The 17,347-nt window shown below is 56.0% G+C and carries 12 protein-coding genes and 3 rRNA genes; 5 read left to right on the top strand and 10 right to left on the bottom strand.

Annotated elements, in window-relative coordinates; translation table 11 throughout:
- Positions 1 to 28: 28 nt before the first annotated feature.
- Positions 29 to 1,849 carry a ribosome-dependent GTPase TypA gene (gene typA / locus ASF13_RS05715; RefSeq protein ID WP_056233514.1) on the bottom strand — a complete coding sequence of 607 codons (1,821 nt, stop codon included), beginning with the start codon at positions 1,847 to 1,849 and terminating at the stop codon, positions 29 to 31.
- 434 nt (positions 1,850 to 2,283) lie between these two features.
- Between typA and glnA the strand changes: the two genes are divergently transcribed.
- The 3 genes from glnA (at position 2,284) to glnG (ending at position 6,363) form a co-directional block, all read left to right on the top strand.
- The gene (gene glnA, locus ASF13_RS05710; protein WP_056233513.1) at positions 2,284 to 3,693 is read left to right on the top strand and encodes a glutamate--ammonia ligase; all 1,410 of its coding nucleotides are present in this window, start codon (positions 2,284 to 2,286) and stop codon (positions 3,691 to 3,693) included.
- Between the two features lie 203 nt (positions 3,694 to 3,896).
- A complete protein-coding gene (glnL, locus tag ASF13_RS05705; protein WP_056233511.1) occupies positions 3,897 to 4,946 on the top strand; it encodes a nitrogen regulation protein NR(II) in 1,050 nt (349 codons plus the stop codon).
- 7 nt (positions 4,947 to 4,953) lie between these two features.
- Positions 4,954 to 6,363, top strand: a complete 1,410-nt coding sequence (gene glnG, locus ASF13_RS05700; RefSeq protein ID WP_056233510.1) for a nitrogen regulation protein NR(I) — start codon at positions 4,954 to 4,956, stop codon at positions 6,361 to 6,363.
- Positions 6,364 to 6,488: 125 nt separating this feature from the next.
- Here the strand turns inward: glnG and hemN are convergent, their stop codons facing one another.
- Together hemN and yihI are read right to left on the bottom strand one after the other, a co-directional pair.
- Entirely contained in the window at positions 6,489 to 7,862 is a 1,374-nt protein-coding gene (hemN, locus tag ASF13_RS05695) for an oxygen-independent coproporphyrinogen III oxidase (protein WP_056233508.1), read from the bottom strand.
- Positions 7,863 to 8,145: 283 nt separating this feature from the next.
- Complete coding sequence (gene yihI, locus ASF13_RS05690; protein WP_056233506.1) at positions 8,146 to 8,676, bottom strand: Der GTPase-activating protein YihI; 531 nt, start codon at positions 8,674 to 8,676, stop codon at positions 8,146 to 8,148.
- A gap of 505 nt (positions 8,677 to 9,181) precedes the next feature.
- Here yihI and yihA point away from each other — a divergent pair.
- A complete protein-coding gene (yihA, locus tag ASF13_RS05685) occupies positions 9,182 to 9,820 on the top strand; it encodes a ribosome biogenesis GTP-binding protein YihA/YsxC (RefSeq protein ID WP_056233504.1) in 639 nt (212 codons plus the stop codon).
- A 383-nt stretch (positions 9,821 to 10,203) separates the two neighbouring features.
- On the opposite strand, the gene polA is transcribed toward yihA, so the two are convergent.
- The 4 genes from polA to ASF13_RS05665 all read right to left on the bottom strand — a co-directional run bounded on the left by polA (position 10,204) and on the right by ASF13_RS05665 (position 15,423).
- The gene (gene polA / locus ASF13_RS05680; RefSeq protein WP_056233503.1) at positions 10,204 to 13,005 is read right to left on the bottom strand and encodes a DNA polymerase I; all 2,802 of its coding nucleotides are present in this window, start codon (positions 13,003 to 13,005) and stop codon (positions 10,204 to 10,206) included.
- 403 nt (positions 13,006 to 13,408) lie between these two features.
- A complete protein-coding gene (gene dsbA, locus ASF13_RS05675) occupies positions 13,409 to 14,038 on the bottom strand; it encodes a thiol:disulfide interchange protein DsbA (protein WP_056233500.1) in 630 nt (209 codons plus the stop codon).
- Between the two features lie 48 nt (positions 14,039 to 14,086).
- Positions 14,087 to 15,079 carry a serine/threonine protein kinase gene (locus ASF13_RS05670; RefSeq protein ID WP_056233498.1) on the bottom strand — a complete coding sequence of 331 codons (993 nt, stop codon included), beginning with the start codon at positions 15,077 to 15,079 and terminating at the stop codon, positions 14,087 to 14,089.
- 74 nt (positions 15,080 to 15,153) lie between these two features.
- The gene (locus tag ASF13_RS05665) at positions 15,154 to 15,423 is read right to left on the bottom strand and encodes a YihD family protein (RefSeq protein WP_056233495.1); all 270 of its coding nucleotides are present in this window, start codon (positions 15,421 to 15,423) and stop codon (positions 15,154 to 15,156) included.
- 72 nt (positions 15,424 to 15,495) lie between these two features.
- Between ASF13_RS05665 and mobA the strand changes: the two genes are divergently transcribed.
- On the top strand, positions 15,496 to 16,083 hold the full coding sequence (gene mobA, locus ASF13_RS05660) for a molybdenum cofactor guanylyltransferase MobA (RefSeq protein ID WP_056233493.1): 588 nt from the start codon (positions 15,496 to 15,498) through the stop codon (positions 16,081 to 16,083).
- A 702-nt stretch (positions 16,084 to 16,785) separates the two neighbouring features.
- Here the strand turns inward: mobA and rrf (ASF13_RS05655) are convergent.
- The 3 genes from rrf (ASF13_RS05655) to ASF13_RS05645 form a co-directional block, all read right to left on the bottom strand.
- Positions 16,786 to 16,896, bottom strand: a 5S ribosomal RNA gene (gene rrf, locus ASF13_RS05655).
- Between the two features lie 41 nt (positions 16,897 to 16,937).
- A 5S ribosomal RNA gene (rrf, locus tag ASF13_RS05650) occupies positions 16,938 to 17,053 on the bottom strand.
- Positions 17,054 to 17,266: 213 nt separating this feature from the next.
- Positions 17,267 to 17,347 (bottom strand): 23S ribosomal RNA (locus tag ASF13_RS05645); the annotation flags it as partial.

Below are 17,347 nucleotides of genomic sequence, written 5' to 3'. Positions count from 1 at the left end.
TTATCGACGTTGTTACCCGGGAAAGAACTTACTCTTTCGGGCCGCGGCCAGCGCGTTTACGGTCGTTTTCAGTCAGGTGACGTTTACGGATACGTACGGAAGCCGGGGTCACTTCTACCAGTTCGTCATCATCGATGAACTCAAGCGCCTGCTCGAGGGTCATCTTCTGTGGCGGAACCAGGGTGGTGGCTTCGTCAGTACCGGACGCACGCATGTTGGTCAGCTTCTTACCGGTCAGGCAGTTCACGGTCAGGTCGTTAGAACGTGAGTGAATACCGATGATCTGGCCTTCATACACTTCCGCACCGTGGCCGAGGAACAGCTTACCGCGATCCTGCAGGCTGAACAGGGCGAACGCAACCGCTTTACCCTGGCCGTTAGAGATCAGCACGCCGTTCTGGCGCTGGCCCACTTCGCCCGGACGCACGTCGTCGTAGTGGCTGAAGGTGGAGTACAGCAGGCCGGTACCGGAAGTCATGGTCATGAATTCGTTACGGAAGCCGATCAGGCCACGGCTTGGGATTTCGTAGTCGAGACGTACGCGGCCCTTGCCATCCGGATCCATGTTTTTCATGTCGCCTTTACGCTCGCCCATCGCCTGCATCACAGAACCCTGATGCTGCTCTTCGATGTCGAGGGTCACGTTTTCGAACGGCTCCTGCTTGCGGCCTTCGTGCTCACGGAAGATAACTTTCGGACGGGATACCGCCAGCTCGAAACCTTCACGACGCATGTTTTCGATCAGAACTGACAGGTGAAGTTCACCACGACCTGACACGCGGAAGGCATCAGCATCCGGGGTTTCTTCAACACGCAGTGCCACGTTGTGCACCAGCTCTTTGTTCAGACGGTCGAGGATCTGACGTGAAGTCACGTACTTACCTTCTTTACCACAGAACGGAGAGGTGTTAACGCAGAAGAACATGGTTACGGTTGGTTCATCAACGCTCAGGGCCGGCAGCGCTTCCACGTTCTGCGTGTCGCAGATGGTGTCAGAGATGTTCAGCTCACCCAGACCGGTGATGGCGATGATGTCGCCCGCTTCCGCTTCGCTCGCTTCGATACGCTCCAGGCCCATATGGGTCAGAACTTTACCGACTTTCGCGTTGCGGGTTTTGCCTTCGCTGTTGATCACGGTGATCTGCTGGTTAGGCTTCACTTTACCGCGCTTGATACGGCCGATACCGATCACGCCCAGGTAGTTGTTGTAGTCCAGCTGGGAGATTTGCATCTGCAGCGGCGCTTCCAGCTCAACCTGTGGTGGAGAAACGTGTTTCACGATCGCTTCGTACAGCGGAGTCATGTCTTCCGCCATATCTTCATGATCCAGGCCGGCGATGCCGTTCAGGGCAGAAGCATAGATGATCGGGAAGTCGAGCTGTTCGTCGGTCGCGTCCAGGTTCACGAACAGGTCGAAGACCTGGTCAACAACCCAGTCAGGACGCGCGCCAGGGCGGTCAACTTTGTTAATTACCACGATCGGCTTCAGACCATTAGCAAATGCTTTTTTGGTCACGAAGCGGGTTTGCGGCATCGGGCCATCCATTGCATCCACAACCAGCAGCACCGAGTCGACCATAGACATCACACGCTCTACCTCACCGCCGAAGTCGGCGTGTCCTGGGGTATCAACGATGTTGATGCGGTAGTCGTTCCATTTAATGGCGGTGTTTTTTGCGAGGATGGTAATCCCACGCTCTTTCTCCAAATCGTTGGAGTCCATTACGCGTTCGGTTGCTTCGGTGCGGGCGTCAAAGGTCCCGGACTGCTGCAGCAACTTATCAACCAGGGTAGTTTTACCGTGGTCAACGTGGGCAATAATGGCGATGTTACGCAAATTTTCGATCACAGCTTTGCCTCAGGCATTTAGAAATAGCGCGCTATTGTACACGGATTAATCGAAGGACTGAACAGGATCACAAATTTCATCTAAAGATAACTGTCCGGATTGCTTTTGCAGCCATTTTCAGTGCAAACATTGCACTGAGTCGAAAAATTGCACCAAAACAGTGCCCATTTATCACTCAATGGCACCAAAATGGTGCGCGATTTCCATCGTGGTGCAGTCCTCGTCTTACGAGAGGGCGCATCATAGCGCTTTTTAGGCGTAATTAGAAAGTTGGCATAGATTTCGCTTTAGTTCATACAAGCGAAAAATGCCAGTTTCCACAACGGTTGATAGCTTGTCAGAGATCTTTATTATCGGAGTCAGCGCGGTCATGAGCCATGCGCACCCGTGAAGGTCTCTAAACACGACGACAACAAAATCCAGGAGAGTTAAGTATGTCCGCTGAACACGTTCTGTCGATGATGAATGAGCACGAAGTCAAATTTGTTGACCTGCGTTTTACCGATACTAAAGGTAAAGAGCAGCACGTTACCATTCCTGCACATCAGGTTAACGCTGACTTCTTCGAAGAAGGCAAAATGTTTGACGGTTCTTCTATTGGTGGCTGGAAAGGCATCAATGAATCCGACATGGTTCTGTGGCCAGACGCGACCACAGCAATGATCGACCCGTTCTTCGCGGACACTACCCTGATCATCCGTTGTGACATTCTTGAGCCAGGCACGCTGCAGGGCTACGACCGTGACCCACGTTCCATCTCCAAGCGTGCAGAGGACTTCCTGCGCTCTTCCGGCATCGCAGACACCGTTCTGTTCGGACCTGAGCCAGAGTTCTTCCTGTTCGACGACATCCGTTTCGGCAGCAGCACCTCCGGTTCTCACGTGGCTATCGACGATATCGAAGCCTGCTGGAACACCGGTAAAGAGTACGAAGGCGGCAACAAAGGCCACCGTCCGGGTCTGAAAGGCGGCTACTTCCCGGTACCACCGGTCGACTCTTCACAGGACATCCGTTCTGCCATGTGTCTGACCATGGAGCAGATGGGCCTGGTGGTTGAAGCTCACCACCACGAAGTGGCAACCGCAGGTCAGAACGAAGTGGCCACCCGCTTCAATACCATGACCAAAAAAGCCGACGAAATTCAGATCTACAAATACGTTGTCCACAACGTAGCGCACGCCTACGGCAAAACTGCGACCTTTATGCCAAAACCAATGTTTGGTGATAACGGTTCCGGTATGCACTGCCATATGTCTCTGTCTAAAGGCGGCACCAACCTGTTCTCTGGCGACAAATACGGCGGCCTGTCTGAAATGGCGCTGCATTACATCGGCGGTGTTATCAAGCACGCTAAAGCGATCAACGCCCTGGCTAACCCGACCACCAACTCATACAAGCGTCTGGTCCCAGGCTACGAAGCTCCGGTAATGCTGGCTTACTCAGCCCGTAACCGTTCTGCTTCTATCCGTATCCCGGTGGTTTCCAACCCGAAAGCGGTGCGTATCGAAGCACGCTTCCCGGATCCAGCGGCTAACCCGTACCTGTGCTTCGCGGCACTGCTGATGGCAGGCCTGGACGGCATCATCAACAAGATCCACCCTGGCGATGCGATGGACAAAAACCTGTACGATCTGCCGCCGGAAGAAGAAGCTGAGATTCCAAAAGTGGCCGGTTCTCTGGACGAAGCGCTGGCTGCACTGAACGAAGACCGCGAGTTCCTGACCCGTGGTGGCGTGTTCACTGATGACACCATCGATGCCTACATCGCACTGCGTCAGGAAGAGATGGACCGCGTGCGTATGACTCCGCACCCGGTTGAGTTCGAACTGTACTACAGCGTTTAATTTTACGTAGTTCACCCGGTGACGTTGCGACAGTGGTTGATCTGCCGCCGCAACGGAGCCCGGGATTTTGTTGCCGTGGAAACTTCAGCCCATCTCCGGATGGGCTTTTTTCTCCGCCCGGCGTCGTCAAACGCGACGAAAAACGGGCTGTGAGACTATAATGCACCAACATGGTGCAAATAATTCACGCAGGAGAACGCTGTATGGCAGCTGGCACGCAGCCCGATGCTGGGCAGATTCTCAATTCTCTGATCAACAGTATTTTACTGGTTGATAGCGATCTGGCGGTTCATTACGCCAATCCCGCCGCTCAGCAGTTGCTGGCGCAAAGTTCCCGTAAGCTGTACGGCACGCCGCTGCCGGAGCTGATGGGCTATTTTTCCCTGAATATTGCGGTAATGCTTGAGAACCTGGATGCAGGTCAGGGCTTTACCGACAGTGAAGTGACGCTGGTGGTCGACAGTCGGGCACACATTATGTCGCTGACCGCCCAGCGCCAGCAGGATGGATTGATCCTGCTGGAGATGGCGCCGATGGACAACCAGCGCCGTCTCAGCCAGGAACAGCTGCAACACGCTCAGCAGGTGGCCGCGCGCGATCTGGTTCGCGGGCTGGCCCATGAGATCAAAAACCCGCTCGGTGGCCTGCGCGGGGCCGCACAGCTGCTGGCGAAAGCGCTGCCCGATCCATCGTTAACCGAATACACCAAAGTGATCATTGAGCAGGCCGATCGCCTGCGCAACCTGGTGGACCGGCTGCTGGGCCCGCAACAACCCGGCATGCACGTCACCCAGAGCATTCACCAGGTCGCCGAACGGGTGGTCAATCTGGTGTCGATGGAGCTGCCGGACAACGTGTCGCTGGTACGTGACTACGATCCGAGCCTGCCCGAACTGCCCCACGATCCGGACCAGATCGAGCAGGTGCTGCTGAACGTGGTGCGTAACGCACTGCAGGCGTTAGGCGACGCCGGCGGCACCATCACCCTGCGCACCCGTACCGCCTTTCAGCTGACGCTGCACGGTACCCGCTACCGCCTGGTGGCGCGTATTGATGTTGAAGATGATGGCCCGGGTATTCCTGCGCAGCTGCAGGACACGCTGTTTTACCCGATGGTCAGCGGCCGCGAAGGCGGCACCGGGCTGGGTTTATCTATTGCCCGCAGCCTGATTGACCAGCACTCCGGCAAGATCGAATTTAAGAGCTGGCCGGGCCACACTGAATTTTCTGTTTACTTGCCTATTCGCCAGTGAGGTTTCTATGCAACGAGGGATAGTCTGGGTCGTCGATGACGATAGCTCCATCCGCTGGGTGCTTGAACGTGCGCTCACTGGAGCCGGTTTAAGCTGTACCACCTTTGACAGCGCCAGCGAGGTGCTTGATGCCCTCGCCAGTAAAACCCCGGACGTTTTGTTATCAGACATTCGTATGCCGGGGATGGACGGGCTGGCGCTGCTGAAGCAGATCAAACAGCGCCACCCGATGCTGCCGGTGATTATTATGACCGCCCACTCCGATCTGGAGGCCGCGGTCAGCGCCTACCAGCAGGGGGCGTTTGATTATCTGCCCAAGCCGTTTGATATTGATGAAGCGGTGGCGCTGGTCGAGCGCGCCATCAGCCATTATCAGGAGCAGCAGCAGCCGCGTAACCAGCCGGTCAGCGGCCCGACCGCCGATATCATCGGTGAAGCACCGGCGATGCAGGACGTGTTTCGCATTATCGGCCGCCTGTCACGTTCGTCGATCAGCGTGCTGATCAACGGCGAGTCAGGTACCGGTAAAGAGCTGGTGGCGCATGCCCTGCACCGCCACAGCCCGCGGGCGAAATCCCCGTTTATCGCGCTGAATATGGCGGCAATCCCGAAAGACCTGATCGAGTCCGAGCTGTTTGGTCATGAGAAAGGCGCATTTACCGGTGCCAATCAGATCCGTCAGGGCCGCTTTGAGCAGGCCGACGGCGGCACGCTGTTCCTTGATGAGATCGGTGATATGCCGCTGGACGTGCAGACGCGCCTGCTGCGCGTGCTGGCCGACGGGCAGTTCTACCGGGTGGGTGGCTACGCGGCGGTGAAAGTGGACGTGCGCATTATTGCCGCCACCCACCAGAACCTGGAGCTGCGCGTGCAGGAGGGCAAGTTCCGTGAGGATCTGTTCCACCGCCTGAACGTGATCCGCGTACATCTGCCGCCGCTGCGCGAGCGCCGTGAGGATATTCCACGGCTGGCGCGCTACTTCCTGCAGGTGGCAGCACGGGAGCTGGGCGTGGAGGCGAAAATTCTGCACCCGGAGACCGAAACCGCGCTGACGCGCCTGCACTGGTCCGGCAACGTGCGCCAGCTGGAGAATACCTGCCGCTGGCTGACGGTGATGGCCGCCGGTCAGGAGGTGCTGATCCAGGACCTGCCGCCGGAGCTGTTTGAAACCGCCACGCCGGACAGCCCGACGCAGTCGCTGCCGGACAGCTGGGCCACGCTGCTGGCGCAGTGGGCCGACCGCGCGCTGCGTTCCGGTCATCAAAACCTGCTTTCCGAAGCACAGCCGGAGATGGAACGCACGCTGCTGACCACCGCCCTGCGCCACACCCATGGGCACAAGCAGGAAGCGGCTCGGCTGCTGGGCTGGGGGCGTAATACGCTGACCCGTAAGCTGAAAGAGCTGGGGATGGAGTAAGCCACGGCGGCAAACCGGGGATAAAGTACGTCCTCACCGCCGGCGACTGAAGAGGTGGAGAAACGCGCCGCTGGATCAGAGAAGCCGTGAGAGAGGCGGGACGCGCAGGCGCCCGTCTTTTTTTGTCAGATCACCCGCGAAAATCGCGTCTCTGCGGCGTTCTGCCGCAGGTAACTGTCAAAGCACATGCAGACATGACGAACCAGCATGCGGCCCTTAGCGGTCACCTGTAGCCCCTCTGCGTGCTGCTCTACCAGCCCGTCAGCCACCAGCGGAGCCAGCTGCCGTAGCTCGTCGGCAAAATAGCGCCGGAAATCGATGCCATACCCGGCTTCAATCGCGTTGAACGACAGTGAGAAATTGCAGATCAGGCTTTTGATCACCTCACCGCGCAGGCGGTCGTCATCGCTCAGCTGCAGCCCGCGCCAAAGCGCGCTGTGCCCGGCGTGGATCTGCCCGTAATACGCCTTCAGCTCTTTATGATTCTGCGCATAGCTGTCGCCGAGGTAGCTGATAGCCGACACGCCCATTCCCAGCAGGTCGCTGCCGGCGTGCGTGGTATAGCCCTGGAAATTACGGTGCAGCTGGCCGCTGCGCTGGGCGAGCGCCAGCTCATCGTCGTGGCGGGCAAAATGGTCCATGCCGATAAACTGATAGCCCTGCGCGGTCAGCGTGCTGATAGTGTGCTGCAGGATCTCCAGCTTCTGCTGTGCTCCCGGCAGGTCCCGTTCGTGAATTTTACGCTGGGCGGCAAACAGGCTGGGCATGTGCGCGTAGCTGAACACGCTGAGGCGATCGGGGTTAAGCGCCACCACCTTTTCGAGGGTGAAGGCGAAGCTCTGCGGGGTCTGTGCCGGCAGGCCGTAGATCAGGTCGATGCTGGTGGAGGCGAAGCCCAGCTGACGCGCGCGCGCCACCAGCGCAAAGATAAACGCCTCATCCTGTACCCGGTTAACCTTCTCCTGCACCTGCTTGTTAAAATCCTGCACCCCCATACTCAGCCGGTTAAAGCCTTCGGCGCGCAGGTGGTCCAGCATATCAAGTGCTATCTCGCGCGGGTCAATCTCAATCGAGATCTCCGCGTCGGCGTTGATGATGAAGTGCTGACGCAGGCAGTGCATCAGCCGGCTAATCTGCGCCGGGTTAAGGAAGGTTGGCGTACCGCCGCCCCAGTGGATCTGGCTGACCTGACGCCGCGCGAACAGCGGTGCACGGTCGCTGATTTCACGCACCAGTGCATCCAGATAGCTGTCGGCCTTGTGCTGCTGGCGGGTCACCTGCTTGTTACAGCCGCAAAAATAGCAGAGACGGTGGCAGAACGGGATATGCAGATAGAGCGACAATGGGCGATCGGGGTAACGCTGAACGGCCAGCCGGAACATCCGGTCATCATAATCCTGATGAAACTCCAGCGCGGTAGGATAAGAGGTGTAACGTGGGCCGGAGGTGTTGTATTTCTGGATCAGCGGGAGATCCCACTCAATATCTTGCCTGTTCATGGTGACTCACCGTTTTCGCCCCGGAGGTGGTCGCCGTACAGCGGGGAGCTGCCGGCTAACCAACCTGCGGCGCAAACGGGCTTTCTTGTGCGCCAGCCGTTGTAGTTTAACCAACAGCCAACCCAGCCAGCTCAGCAGAATTAACGCAATAATTGATCCAGGCCAAATCATGGTCAGAGATATCTTACTGAGGAGGCAGCGCAGATTGCGCTGCCGCAAGGTTGACGTCGGAAAACCAGACGGAGGAACTGACGTCCTCCGGGTGGGCAAGGCGCTGACGGGCTTACTGGCCGCCCTTCAGCAGACGGTACATATCTTCTTCTGCCTGCTCATCTTTCGCTTCTTCATCATCATCCAGCGCGATACCCAGCTGCTCCATCAGCACGTCGATACGGTCCAGCGACTGATCCAGCCAGGCCTGATCTTCCGCAGACAGCGTTTCGCCGTTCTCCAGACGATCCAGCAGCGTATCCAGACGCGGATCGCTTTCCAGCGCCGTCAGCTCTTCTTCCGGTGACAGGCGTTTCTTTTCAGGTGCTGGTTTCGCAGCTTTTGCCGGCTTCAGCGGTTTGCTGGCCGGCACGTCAGCACCGAGGGCGATCGGCTTTTTGCTGCCGATGCGCGGGTCTTTTGCCGCACTGCTGCTGCCGCTTTTCGGTTTCTCAGCAACCGGATTAGCCCGGCTGCCGGAGACGTTACCACTGCCTTTTTTATTACGCTTGCGATCGCGCGCTTCCTGATTAAGTTCTTCGCGGGACTTGCGTTTTACCCGTGCTGGTTTTTTACCCTGGGGTGCGTGTGCTGGTTGCTTCATGGTTTCTGATCTCAGACGTTTATCTTCAGTATAGAATTGCGCCGGAATCTAGCAGAAAGCGCAGCAAGAAAAAAGGCGGCAGGTCACCCTGTCGCCTTTTTTCGCACCTTCTACAGAAGGATTTACAGTATCAATGTCCTTTTTAGCAGCCAACGTCCCTGTTTTCCTTTGCCTCTGCCCACTCCTGTACCGCCCGCCATCATCCTGATGTTCCCTGAGCGCTTCATCCTGAAGGAAAACATCCTGTTTCCGGTATCTACTTTAGACGACGGAGCCAGTCTCACAAGGTGACTGCCTGATAATTTACTATTTCACTTATCAGGTCATAATTAACTGACTGAAAAATATAACAATAAAGTTTTATAATTTTTTTAAAATCAGAGAGTACTGTCAATACTGATGGCAAATCTCTTACAGCAGCAATGCTGGCCTGTCTCTTACCGGGCGCTTTAGCGTCATACAGGGTATAATCAACGCAATTGCCCTTTTTTCTGGAGTATCTATTTTGTCTGGCTGGAATTATCACCTTACTCATTTTGTTACCAGCGCCCCCGATATTCGCCACCTGCCCTCCGATACCGGTATTGAGGTGGCGTTCGCCGGGCGTTCCAATGCGGGAAAATCCAGCGCGCTGAATACGCTGACCAATCAGAAAAGCCTGGCGCGTACCAGTAAAACGCCTGGACGCACCCAGCTGATTAACCTGTTCCAGGTGGCCGAAGGTTATCGCCTCGTCGACCTGCCTGGCTATGGTTATGCCGAAGTGCCGGAAGAGATGAAGCTGAAATGGCAGCGCGCGCTGGCAGAGTATCTGCAGGAGCGGCAGTGCCTGAAGGGGCTGGTGGTGCTGATGGATATTCGCCATCCGCTAAAAGATCTCGATCAGCAGATGATCAAATGGGCGGTACAGAGCGGGATCGAAGTGCTGGTGCTGCTGACGAAGGCCGATAAGCTGGCTTCTGGCGCACGCAAAGCGCAGCTAAACGCCGTACGCGAAACCGCGAAAGGGTTTGTCGGCAACGTGCAGGTGGAGATGTTTTCATCGCTGAAGAAGATTGGCGTGGATAAGCTCAGCCAGAAGCTGGACAGCTGGTATCGCGAGATCCCACCGGCGGTGGAAGAAGACGCAGAAGAAACACAATAAAAAACGCCCCAGTCACAGCGTGACTGGGGCGGCTAAATATTCAGCCAAATCCGATTACGTGAAGTAAAAGGTCTGAAAGATAGAACATCTTACCTCTGTACCCTACGCGACGAACTTTACCTGATTTTTTGAGCGGTCAAAAGGGTTTTCTGTAGTAAATTTTCAGAAAACGACCGGATTAATCCAACATAAGTCACATAACGACAGCAATCCTGTAGCTTAATTACTAAAAAAATGCTTTTGCTTGAAACGCTTAGCTGCATTTTTCTCCACAGGTCCATTGTGGCCGTTGCTGAACCGATTAATCCGTACGATTTTCTTATGACCGATCGGGCCATCCGGCCTGAAGAACAGACCGGAGCATGGCCCGTGTTAGCAGCGCCTTAGTGCGCTTCATCCCAGTTATTACCTACGCCGACCTCAACGCGCAGCGGCACGTCCAGCGTCATGCTGCTCTCCATCAGCTGACGAATTTTTGCCGTCGCCGCCTCAACCGCGTCAGCACGGACTTCAAACACCAGTTCATCGTGTACCTGCATAATCATGGTGACGTCTGAATCCGGCGTGGAGCTCAGCCAGTCATCCACCGCAATCATCGCCCGTTTGATAATGTCCGCGGCGGTACCCTGCATCGGTGCGTTGATCGCGGCACGTTCCGCCGCTTTGCGACGGATGGCATTGCTGGCGTTGATGTCCGGCAGGTAGAGACGACGGCCGTCCAGCGTCTCAACGTAGCCTTTCTCCGCGGCCTGCTCGCGGGTGCGCTCCATATACTGCAGCACGCCCGGATAGCGCTGGAAGTAGAGGTCCATATACTTCTTCGCTTCACCGGCCGGAATATTGAGCTGGCGCGACAGGCCAAAGGCGCTCATACCGTAAATCAGGCCAAAGTTAATCGCTTTCGCGCTACGGCGCTGCTCACCACTTACCTTGTCCAGCGCGACGCCAAACACTTCGGCGGCGGTGGCGCGGTGAATGTCCTGCTCGCTGGCAAATGCAGTAAGCAGTCCCTTATCCTGCGACAGGTGCGCCATGATACGTAGCTCAATCTGCGAGTAGTCCGCCGCCAGGATCACGTGCCCCTGAGGAGCGATAAAGGCCTGCCGGATGCGCCGACCCTCATCGTTGCGCACCGGGATATTCTGCAGGTTCGGATCGCTGGAGGAGAGGCGCCCGGTGGCCGTTACCGTCTGGTGATAGGAGGTGTGCACCCGCTTGCTGACCGGGTTGATCATCTGCGGCAGCTTGTCGGTGTAGGTCGACTTCAGCTTCGACAGCCCGCGATGCTCCAGAATCACCTTCGGCAGCGGATAGTCGAGCGCCAGCTCCGCCAGCACCTCCTCACTGGTAGACGGCGCGCCGCCCGGGGTTTTTTTGGTCGGCTTGATGCCCTGCTTTTCAAACAGAATGGTCTGCAGCTGCTTAGGCGATGAGAGGTTAAACGGTTCGCCGGCCAGATCGTGCGCCTGTTTTTCCAGCTCGGCCAGACGGTTGCCCAGCTCCTGCGAGTGCGCCGCAAGAATCGCCTGGTCGATCAGCACGCCGTTACGCTCAATACGTGAGATCACCGGCACCAGCGGCATCTCAACCTGCTCGAACACCTGCTTCGGTCCGGTTTCTGCCGCCAGCAGCGGCCACATTTTCAGATGCAGCTGCAGGGTGACGTCGGCGTCTTCCGCCGCATAATGGCTGGCCTGCTCGAGCGCGATCTGATTAAAGGTCAGCTGGTTCTTCCCTTTACCGGCAATCTCCTCAAAGGTGACCGTCTTATGGTTCAGCCAGCGTGCCGCCAGCGTATCCATATCGTGGCGGCCGGCGACGCTGTTCAGCGCGTAGGATTCAAGCATGGTATCGAAACGGATGCCGCGCAGCTCAATGTCATAGCGCTGCAGCACGCCGCGGTCGTACTTGAGGTTCTGCCCGACCTTCAACGCACCCGCGTCTTCCAGCAGCGGCTTCAGCCGTGCCAGCACCTCGCTGCGGTCCAGCTGCTCCGGCGCATCAAGATAGTCGTGTGCCACCGGCAGATAGGCAGCCTCTCCCGGCGCTACCGCAAAAGAGAGTCCGACGATGTTGGCGCTGAGGGTATCGAGCGAGTCGGTTTCCAGATCAAAGGCAAACAGCTCGCTGTTCTGCAACTTCTGCAGCCAGCTGTCGAACGTCGCCTGATCCAGAATGGTGACATAGCCGTCAGCGGAGAGCGTACTCACCGATTCGGCTGGCTCAGAGGCGGTATCTGTCTGCTGCTCCACTGCGGCAACTTTTTTCGCTGACGCGTTGCCACGATTGCCCTGCAGCCATTTACCCTCTTCCAGATCGACGATCCAGCGCTTAAATTCGTAGTGTTTAAACAGCTCCAGCAGCGCTTCCACCGCCGGTTCAGTCACCGTCAACTGCTCGCAGGTTAACTCCAGCTCAACGTCGGTTTTGATGGTCGCCAGCTGGTACGAGAGGAAGGCCATCTCCCTGCTCTGTTCCAGTTTGGCGGCCATGGTTTTTGCCCCACGGAAGGTCAGCGTGGCCACCTTGTCCAGATTAGCGTAAATCTCTTTAATGCCGCCTAATCCCTGCAACAGCGCCTGCGCCGTTTTCTCCCCCACGCCGGCCACACCCGGAATGTTATCGGAGGAGTCGCCCATCAGCGCGAGGAAATCGATGATCAGTGACGGTGGGATACCGTATTTGGCTTCCACCTCGTCCGGGCCAAGAATGGCGTTGTTCATGGTATTGATCAGCGTGACGTCCGGCGATACCAGCTGGGCCATATCTTTGTCACCGGTGCTAATCAGCACCGGTTTACCCATTTTTTCCGCCGCCAGCGCCAGCGTGCCGATCACATCATCGGCCTCGACGCCCGGCACGGCCAGCAGCGGCAGCCCCATCGCTTTCACCATCGCGTGCAGCGGTTCAATCTGCGCGCGCAGGTCGTCAGGCATCGGCGGGCGATGGGATTTATAGGCCTCAAATAATTCGTCGCGGAACGTTTTACCCTTAGCGTCAAACACCACGGCGACGTGGCTTGGCTTATATTGCAGCAGCAGGCTGCGCAGCATGTTCAGCACACCATACATGGCGCCGGTCGGTTCCCCGGCTGCGTTGGTTAGCGGGGGGAAAGCATGATAAGCGCGGTACAGGTAGGAGGATCCATCTACCAGGATCAGCGGGTTTTCTGCAATTTCAGCCATAGGGGGTCACGTTCTTCCGGGTTGCTTCGATGGGTGTAAGGATGCCACAGCCGGGCATAAAACAGGAAATCGCAACGGCGATTATTCAGGATGTGATGCAATTACTGCGGCATGGCGCGCAATGAGGTTCTGTGGATAAGTTTGTGTGTAATTTTTCTGATCGGATGGCAGGAACCGATAACAGCATCAGCAATTATCACTATTTATTCTAATAATCATAAGGTTAATTTAATTCTGAATAAGACAATCTGACTTTTTCGACATTTTTCATTTGTGGATATAAGTCAAAGATATAAAGCGGTATAACGCGATATATGGCTGGAGAAAGCACAATTTCACCACGTTCATTCCATAACGATAAAAAAACGCCGGCTCATGGCCGGCGATAATCTGACCGTTGAGCTTACTTCTGGCTGACCAGGAACTTCACCACGTTCGCAAAGCCCTGCACATAGTTGTCCATTGAGCTGGTGTCGAGACCGCCGTTGTTAACCATATATTTTCCGTTAACGAACATCGCCGGCACGCCGCGCAAATCCAGATCGGCTGCAGCTTTCTCCTGCTGAGCAACCAGTGATTTAACGACAAAGCTGTTCCAGGCCGCGTCGTAATCTTCTGGTTTGATGCCGGCAGCTTTCACAAAGGCCGCCTTCAGGCTGGCCGCATCGGTGATGGTCTGGCTTTTCTGAATACCGTCAAACAGCGGTGCCGTAACTTTATCTTCCACGCCCAGCGCCATTGCTACCGCCCAGGCCTGGGTCACGGTTTTACCCAGATCGCCGCCGAGGAATTCAACGTGATATTTGGCGACCTTAACGTCCGCAGGCAGGTTTTTCTTTACCGCATCACTCACGTGCCAGACTTCTTCAAACTCAAAGCAGTGTGGACAGAAGAATGAGAAGAACTCCAGCACCTGAGGTTCACCGGTAGCTGGTTTATCCAGCGTCACATACTCTTTGCCATCGGTAAATTGTGCAGCGGAAGCGCTGAAAGCCAGAACCATGCCGACCAGCGCAAACAAAATCTTTTTCATTGTGAAACTCTCTCCTCGTAACGGATCAGTAGGTGAACAAAAGGACTATCACAGCGGGTAACCTGGCATTAACTGCAGCGGAGGTTCCTGCAAAATCCGGTCCTGTTCAGTAAAAATGGAAATCTGACGACGCCAGAAATCTTCATCCGTCATCCACGGGAAACTGCCCGGGAAAGCCGGATCGTGCCAACGGCGTACCACCCATGCCAGATAATAAACCATCCGCATAGCACGTAAAGGTTCAATCAGTGACAATTCATGTTCGTCAAAGTCGCTGAATTCACGGTAGGCCTCCAGCAGAATATCCCACTGCAGACGCTGTTCCTGGCGATCGCCGTTGATCAGCATCCACAGATCCTGCACTGCCGGGCCATTGCGCGCGTCGTCCAGATCGACAAACAGCGGGCCATCACGCCAGAGAATATTGCCAGGGTGACAGTCACCGTGCAGACGCAGCGGCTGCCACTGAGTATGCCAGCTGTTTTGTAAAGTTGTGCGCAGGCGCTCCACGCTGGTCAGTAAATTATCTTTCAGCCCGGCAGGCACCAGATCGCTGGCGGCCAGCGTGGCTAAGGGCTGGTCGATATACTCCTGTAATCCCATCGTCGGCCGATCGGTGAAGATTTTTTTACGGCCGGTCTGATGAATGCGCCCGAGATAACGTCCAACCCACTCCAGCTGATCGTAGTTATCCGTTTCATACTGGCGGCCGCCGAGGCTGGGAAAGACCGCAAACCAGAACCCCTGATGCTGTTGCAAGGTGGTGCCGCCCAGCGTCAGCGGGGCTGCGACAGGCACCTCATCGGCGAACAGCTCGGCGGTGAACTGATGCTCCTCGGCGATTTGCGCCTGTGACCAGCGCTGTGGTCGATAAAATTTGGCGACATAGCGCCGTTTATCTTCATCGGCGAACTGGTAGACGCGGTTTTCGTAGCTGTTCAGCGCCGTCAGGCCGGATTCCACGCGGATCCCGCTATCCCACAGCGCATCGAGAATGGCGTCTGGCGTCAGCGTGTCAAAGTTAAAGGCAGGTTCTTTCATCCGGCATGCTCTTACGGGAAATGTGCCTGCAAGAATATCATTAAACGCCGGTCGTCATGCCGGCTACGGCCGATTTACTCCTTAATTATGCCGCGAGCCCGCAGTAAGGCGGTCTTAAAATCATCCTCATAGTCTTTGGCTAAACCGGGGATAACCGCCGTATCAGCCGCGCTGCGCATTTTAAGATGATAGATCAGCGCGTCATCGCTCAGCGTGGCCAGCGGCTGCGTAAAGCCGGCGTCATCGGCCATCTGCTGTAAAAACTCCAGCAGGTTCAGGTCGGGCTGCTCCTGCCACGCGGGCTGTAACAGGGTAATAAGCTCATTGAGTCGGTGATATTTCATAGTATTCTTCCTCTGTCAGCCCCTGCCCGATTGCCGGCAGGGAACTCTTTTCATCAGCTAAGGACAGTGATCATGAGTCTGTTTTCCGCTGCGGATAAAGCCACAATCACCGGTGTGATCCTTGCCGGCGGGCGTGGCAGCAGAATGGGCGGCAACGATAAAGGGCTGCTGCTGTATCGTAACCAGCCGTTGTATCAACACGTGTTGTACCGCTTACGGCCCCAGGTAGACAGGGTATGGATTAATGCCAACCGCAATATTGCGTTATATCAACAGAGTGGCCTGCCGGTGATACGCGATACGCTGGCGGACTTTCCCGGTCCGCTGGCCGGCATGCTGAGCGCACTGCTACAGGCAGAAACAGAGTGGCTGGCCTTCAGTTCCTGCGATACGCCGCATCTGCCGGACAATCTGGTGGAACATCTGTGGCGGCATAAGGGACTGGCGAAGGCGGTTTGGGCACGTGCGGAACAGCGCGATCACCCCACGCTGGCGCTACTGCACCGGGATCTGGCGGGTTTACTGGCGCAGTATCTGGCACGGGGAGAGCGTAAACTGCTGCTCTTCTTACAGCAGGCGGGCGGGCACAGCGTGGAATTTAGCCTCACCGGACGGGCTTTTGACAATATTAACCAGCCAGAAGATTTAATTGACAGATAATCGCCGGAAACAGACCTCTTTACTCCATATCTGACACGCTTCAGGGGGTATTTTAGCCTTTATAACAGGATGAGAATCTCTGCCTGAGCCATTTATCTCACTAATTTTATGAGAAATTAATTATCTAACAGGTGATTAAGAGGGTTAATGATTCAATGCCTGCAGAAAATAGCTTAAAGACCCTCTTTCAGACGCGCACCATCCGCCATTTTCCGCCGGTTTTTATAGCCGGAGCACAATAAAGCGCCATCACTTTTTATTCGGACCACGGATGAGTCATCAGCCCGGTCCGGAGCGGCGGGTTTTGCGTTTAAAATCTGATTTTTTGACCAGTGAAGAGGGAAAACGGAGGGGAATGAGCCGTTACGGCAGGGGNCTCCGGCTCGGCCGGTGCTGCGGCAGGGGCGGAAGCGCTGCCGGGTACGCGCCATCACTTTTTATTCGGACCACGGATGAGTCATCAGCCCGGTCCGGAGCGGCGGGTTTTGCGTTTAAAATCTGATTTTTTGACCAGTGAAGAGGGAAAACGGAGGGGAATGAGCCGTTACGGCAGGGGTTTTTTATCGTGTTTTTTGCAAAAGAAAAAACCCCGGCCTTTCGGTCGGGGTTATTCTTTGTTTGATGCCTGGCAGTTTATGGCCCACATCCCTGTGGGCCACCCTTCGGGCCGGCGCTGAGCGCCGTTCAAAATGGCTCCCGGCCATTTTGTCCTGCTCTCGCATGGGGAGGCCCCACACTACCCTCGGCGCTACGGCGTTTCACTTCTGAGTCCGGCATGGGGTCAGGCGGGACCACCGGGCTGAAGACGCAAAAAAGCCCCATGCTTTCGCATGAGGCTTATTGCTTAATTTGATGCCTGGCAGTTCCCTACTCTCGCATGGGGAGGCCCCACACTACCATCGGCGCTACGGCGTTTCACTTCTGAGTTCGGCATGGGGTCAGGTGGGACCACCGCGCTAAAGCCGCCAGGCAAATCTTGGTGTCTGAAACGAATCTTTTGTGCTGATGCCGCGTTGGCTGCGCTCGTCAGTTCAGTCACATACCAACGTATGCTCCTTCTCTGCCTTCGCTTGCCGCCTTGCCTCAGCGCAAAATCTTCCGTTTCCTACAAATTTGTTATCCGGTAAAACAAGCTGAAAATCTTTGCGTCTCTCGAACGCYACCAGAACGCTTCTGGCGTTGTAAGGTTAAGCCTCACGGGTCATTAGTACCGGTTAGCTCAACGCATCGCTGCGCTTACACACCCGGCCTATCAACGTCGTAG

Source organism: Erwinia sp. Leaf53 (genome assembly GCF_001422605.1).
GTDB lineage: Bacteria > Pseudomonadota > Gammaproteobacteria > Enterobacterales > Enterobacteriaceae > Erwinia.
This window is presented reverse-complemented; position numbering and strand designations above follow the sequence as displayed.

Coding starts and splice junctions, on each gene's coding strand:
- glnA (WP_056233513.1), top strand. CDS start 2,284: ATGTCCGCTGAACACGTTCTGTCGATGATGAATGAGCACGAAGTCAAA.
- glnL (WP_056233511.1), top strand. CDS start 3,897: ATGGCAGCTGGCACGCAGCCCGATGCTGGGCAGATTCTCAATTCTCTG.
- glnG (WP_056233510.1), top strand. CDS start 4,954: ATGCAACGAGGGATAGTCTGGGTCGTCGATGACGATAGCTCCATCCGC.
- hemN (WP_056233508.1), bottom strand. CDS start 7,862: ATGAACAGGCAAGATATTGAGTGGGATCTCCCGCTGATCCAGAAATAC.
- yihI (WP_056233506.1), bottom strand. CDS start 8,676: ATGAAGCAACCAGCACACGCACCCCAGGGTAAAAAACCAGCACGGGTA.
- polA (WP_056233503.1), bottom strand. CDS start 13,005: ATGGCTGAAATTGCAGAAAACCCGCTGATCCTGGTAGATGGATCCTCC.
- dsbA (WP_056233500.1), bottom strand. CDS start 14,038: ATGAAAAAGATTTTGTTTGCGCTGGTCGGCATGGTTCTGGCTTTCAGC.
- ASF13_RS05670 (WP_056233498.1), bottom strand. CDS start 15,079: ATGAAAGAACCTGCCTTTAACTTTGACACGCTGACGCCAGACGCCATT.
- ASF13_RS05665 (WP_056233495.1), bottom strand. CDS start 15,423: ATGAAATATCACCGACTCAATGAGCTTATTACCCTGTTACAGCCCGCG.
- mobA (WP_056233493.1), top strand. CDS start 15,496: ATGAGTCTGTTTTCCGCTGCGGATAAAGCCACAATCACCGGTGTGATC.